This window comes from Nocardia asiatica NBRC 100129 (assembly GCF_000308415.1).
Classification (GTDB): Bacteria; Actinomycetota; Actinomycetes; order Mycobacteriales; family Mycobacteriaceae; genus Nocardia; species Nocardia asiatica.
Genome location: NZ_BAFS01000377.1, coordinates 1 through 3,794 on the forward strand (window position 1 = coordinate 1; position 3,794 = coordinate 3,794).

A 3,794-nucleotide genomic window follows, 5' to 3' on the forward strand; every position below is an offset into this window, starting at 1 on the left:
TCTATGCGCTTCCTCTGACCCGCATCGTCGAAATCACCACCGATCAACTCCACCGCGACGACACGCACAGCTACCTCGACATCGACAAACACCCAGTTATCCTGCCGCCCACGCTGTCTCGACTGCTTGATCAGCTGATCACCCAAGGCGGATCGAGATCCATGGTCCGGCACATCACCCGAGACCAACCCACCTACCTGTTCCGCGGACAGCGCGGCGGCCGTCCACGAGTCAGTGCGGGACTTGCCCTCTTGCTGAGAGAACACGGACTTCCCAGCATCGCCGCACGGAACACAGCCATGATGGCCAACATCACCGATCTCGACGCCGTCGTGGTCAGCGACCTGTTCGGAATCCACCCCGCGACCGCGCACCGATGGGCTCGATTCGCCAAATCAAGCTGGGCCGACTACCTCTTCCACGCACCCTGAAACCCCGCCTCACAGCAGGAATACCGCAACCTTCGAATATCGCCGTCCACCGGTTGGTCTGCCCCGCCAAGCCCGCACCGAGGCCGATCCCCCGGACAGCAAGATGCATGTCGTCTACGCCCACGGCCACGGATACGGCACCCACTGGAATCACGGCCCGCCGCTGGGTGACGACTTCGTCGAATACCTGCCGCTGACGGAGTCTTTCGGCGAGGACGGGGCCGCGTTCATCGACACGCTGCGTGGACCCGACACTGCGGCCTGGCTCGTCATCACCGTCTACCCGAACACCTTCTCCGTCGAACTCTCCGACACCGGCCCCTCCTGAGATCCGGCACCACGGAATACGACACGGGCGGGCGAGTCCGGCCAGGTGCCGCCCGCCAGTGTCGGTTCGTTCGTCCACCGCTGCCCTCGACCACCGGAGTCTGGGGTACCCGCATGCTCGATCCCACCCCGAACCCCTCGACCGCCGAACCGGTCTCGCGATCGCCGGTACCCACCGTCGCGACGGCCGGTGCGGGCCTGCGTCTCCAGTTCTGTCGCGGCGATGACGATCTCACCGCGGACCCGGCCGGCGAGACGGACGCGAGCGAAGTCCGGGTCTGGGACGGCGAGCTGTGTCTGGCTGCGGTCACCCACGATTGCGGCGGGTGGGGGGTTACGCCGGAGGTGACTGCAGACACCGGATCCCCGACGAGCACCTAAACACCCGCTTCGCCGACTGGCGCCACGCCCTGCACACCTCACCGGCATCACCATCGCACCCGGCTGACCAACCCTGCGACACCCGACTCCGGTGCCCAGGCAGGCCGCGATTCTCCCGCCCCGGCAACCGGCCCGGCACCACCACTTTCGAGGAGCATTGCCATGCACACGATCGCCACGGTCTCCGATACACGGCTGCGGGCGTGGGCGATCCTGGCCCGCGCCGCGCTCACCCCGGCCACCACTGCCCGCGCGCTCGCGGCCACTCGCTCGGCCGCCACCGACATCGAGGAGGCCGCCGACCGGATCGGCGCGCTCCCGGCCGGACCCGGTTCGAGGTTGTCGGTGGCCGAGCTGGCCGCCCGCGATCTCGACCGCGCCACCGACATCGGGGCGTGGTTGCTCACCCCCCACGATCCCGCTTGGACCGGACTGGGATTCGACGACCTCGACTCCCCCGACGACCGGTATCTGGACGCGCCGGTGGCGGTCTGGGTACGCGGCACCATCGACCCGGTCTCGGTGCTGACCCGCGTCGGTGTCATCGGTACCCGGGCGGTCTCCCCGCGCGGTGCCCGCATCACCGGCGAGATCGCGACGGCGTTGGCCGTGCGGGGTGTGCACATGGTCAGCGGTGGGGCGTTCGGCGTGGACGTGCTCGTCCACCAGGCCGCCCTCGACCACGGCGCGCCGACCACGCTCGTGTCCGCGGCCGGGATCGACCGCGTCTATCCCACCGCGCACGCCGAGGTGTTCGACGCCGTCGCCGAGACCGGCGCGATCGTGTCGGAATACCCGCCGCGTGAGGGTGTCGACCGTGCGCGGTTGCTGGCGCGCAATCGACTGGTCGCGGCGATGTCGCGGCAGCTGGTGATCCCCGAGGCCGGGCTGCGCTCGGGCACCCTGTCCACCGCGCGGTGGGCGCGGCGGCTGCACCGCCCGGTGCTGGCTGTGCCCGGCCGCCTCTCGACGTCGCTTGGCTGTCACCAGCTCATCGGCGACGGTCACGCCCGCCCCGCGCACTCGGTCACCGACGTGCTCACCGCGCTCAACGAAACCGCCGACCCCGAACCCCGCCACCAGCGCGGCGACCAGCCGCGTACCGACACCGAACACGACCGGCGCGGGGCCGCACCCGTGCGCTGATCCCGCGCGAATTCATCTGTCCCTGTTGATCATCGAACTTCGAGGAGAACTGCTATGGCCGGAGACACCGTCATCACCGTGATAGGGAATCTCACGGCGGACGTAGAGCTGAAATTCACGCCGGCTGGTACCGCGGTCGCGAATTTCACCGTCGCGTCCACCCCGCGATATTTCGACCGCAACACCAACCAGTGGAAGGACAGCGAAGCGCTGTTCCTGCGGTGCAGCCTCTGGCGAGAGGCCGCCGAGAACGCCGCGGAGTCGCTGACCCGCGGAGCGCGTGTTCTGGTCAGCGGCCGTCTCAAGCAGCGCAGCTACCAGACCGGCGAAGGCGAGAAACGCACCGTCGTCGAGCTCGAGGTCGACGAGGTCGGTCCCTCGCTGCGCTACGCCACCGCCAAGGTCACCAAACGAAAGCCCAACCACACCAACACGAACGATAGCAGCGATCGCTCCCGCGAGCTCGTCGGCGCGGCAACCGGCAACCGCAGCGGCGACGACGATCCCTGGGCCACCACCGGTAGCGGATTCGGCGGAGGGTTCGGCGGCGGATTCGGCGGAGGCGAGGAGCCCTCGTTCTAGAAACCCGTCCCGCGCGACTCCGACCTCCGCGCGCCCGGCGTCAGCGGCGCTCGCGGAAGCGATCGCGCGCCCTTCTCGCATCCCGCGCGCGCCGATCCACTGTCGAAAGGTCGACCACCGCGTGCACAATCCCGAGAACTCGACCGACACCCGCGACCACGGTGACTGGGAGCCGACCCGCTGGTACAGCGTGCTCGGCCCCGACGGGCAGCTGTGGTGCGAGTCCAGCGACCGCGCAGAGGCCGTCGCGGCCCCTGCGGCCCGGTGATCGACTCGTGCGCACCTGGCAGCGGATCTGCCGCGAGTCGCAGATGCGCGAAGAACAGCCCTGAATCGAACCCACCCTCTCGACAGCGGTAGATCCACGCGAGTGGTGTGGATCCACCGCTGTCTCACCCGGACCAGGAGATACCCAGATGCGCGAGCCAGTCCGGCTCGAACTCACGCGCACTGTCGCCGGGCCTTCGCGGGGTGGGTGCACCGGCCCGGCGACAGACAGGAGGCGCAATGTCCATCGACTCACCCAATTTTCCCGCGCCCGAACACATCGCGGCACCGCTGCTCGCCGCCCACGGTCCCGAAGTCGAGTTCCTGACCGGGATCGGCGGCAATCCCCGCGTCGTCGACACCGGCGGAATGCCCGCCTTCGCGTTCGTGGCCATCGAAGCCGACGCCGGGCCGATCATCGACCCGAGCGGCACCCTCTACGTCCTGATCACCAGCATCGACGCCGGACTCGCTGCCCGGCGCAGCGACATCGACAGCTGGACCGTCGTCATCTACGACGCGACACAGTCCCACGACGAGGGCATCAGCGCCGCCGAGAACGGCACCAGCTTCACCGCCACCTGGCAACAGGCGTGGGCGGCCATCGACCTCCCCGATGACCCGCACACCTGATGCCTGGTGCTGGGCACGTGAGCGGGC

At 69.0% G+C, this 3,794-nt stretch carries 5 protein-coding genes and 1 pseudogene; all 6 read left to right on the top strand.

The window, feature by feature from the left end; translation table 11 throughout:
• Positions 1-431, top strand: a pseudogene (locus tag ON27_RS29615) (hypothetical protein); the annotation flags it as partial.
• 103 nt (positions 432-534) lie between these two features.
• A complete protein-coding gene (locus tag ON27_RS29620) occupies positions 535-759 on the top strand; it encodes a hypothetical protein (RefSeq protein ID WP_043734984.1) in 225 nt (74 codons plus the stop codon).
• Positions 760-1,301: 542 nt separating this feature from the next.
• Positions 1,302-2,285 (top strand): DNA-processing protein DprA, encoded by a 984-nt coding sequence (locus tag ON27_RS29630; protein WP_051047104.1) that lies wholly within the window; start codon positions 1,302-1,304, stop codon positions 2,283-2,285.
• Positions 2,286-2,339: 54 nt separating this feature from the next.
• Positions 2,340-2,867, top strand: coding sequence for a single-stranded DNA-binding protein (locus ON27_RS29635; protein ID WP_043734990.1), 528 nt, complete (start codon positions 2,340-2,342; stop codon positions 2,865-2,867).
• Positions 2,868-2,988: 121 nt separating this feature from the next.
• A complete protein-coding gene (locus tag ON27_RS43270) occupies positions 2,989-3,135 on the top strand; it encodes a hypothetical protein (protein WP_157227395.1) in 147 nt (48 codons plus the stop codon).
• A 239-nt stretch (positions 3,136-3,374) separates the two neighbouring features.
• A complete protein-coding gene (locus ON27_RS29640; protein ID WP_043734992.1) occupies positions 3,375-3,767 on the top strand; it encodes a hypothetical protein in 393 nt (130 codons plus the stop codon).
• Positions 3,768-3,794 lie beyond the last annotated feature (27 nt).

Coding starts and splice junctions, on each gene's coding strand:
- ON27_RS29640 (WP_043734992.1), top strand. CDS start 3,375: ATGTCCATCGACTCACCCAATTTTCCCGCGCCCGAACACATCGCGGCA.
- ON27_RS29620 (WP_043734984.1), top strand. CDS start 535: ATGCATGTCGTCTACGCCCACGGCCACGGATACGGCACCCACTGGAAT.
- ON27_RS29635 (WP_043734990.1), top strand. CDS start 2,340: ATGGCCGGAGACACCGTCATCACCGTGATAGGGAATCTCACGGCGGAC.
- ON27_RS29630 (WP_051047104.1), top strand. CDS start 1,302: ATGCACACGATCGCCACGGTCTCCGATACACGGCTGCGGGCGTGGGCG.